Source organism: Marseilla massiliensis, assembly GCF_016899855.1.
GTDB lineage: Bacteria > Bacteroidota > Bacteroidia > Bacteroidales > Bacteroidaceae > Prevotella.
In genome coordinates, this window is the sequence record NZ_JACJJG010000268.1 from 1 (window position 1) to 330 (window position 330).

The window sequence follows — 330 nt, forward strand, 5'->3', positions numbered from 1 at the left end:
CGTGAGGCCCTTACCGGTAAGATGGCCGGCGTAAACATCACCACGACCGAGGGCTCGCCTGACGCCGACGTGAAAATACGTGTACGTGGAGGAGGCTCCATCACTCAGAGCAACGACCCATTGCTCATCGTCGACGGATTCCCCGTTGAAAGTATCAGCGACATTCCTGCAACCGACATCGAGGACATTACCGTACTTAAGGACGCATCATCCACAGCCATCTACGGTTCGCGTGGTGCCAACGGCGTTATCCTCGTTACCACAAAAAGCGGCAAGGCCGGCAAGGTAAACGTAAGCTACAACGCCTACTACAGCTGGAAGAAAGTTGCA

The 330-nt window shown here is 54.8% G+C and carries 1 protein-coding gene; it reads left to right on the forward strand.

The genetic code is table 11. The annotated features are described in order from the left end of the window. Window positions 1–330, forward strand: a 330-nt coding sequence (locus tag H6A34_RS14710; RefSeq protein ID WP_205106111.1) for a TonB-dependent receptor plug domain-containing protein, incomplete at both ends; no start/stop codon positions are given.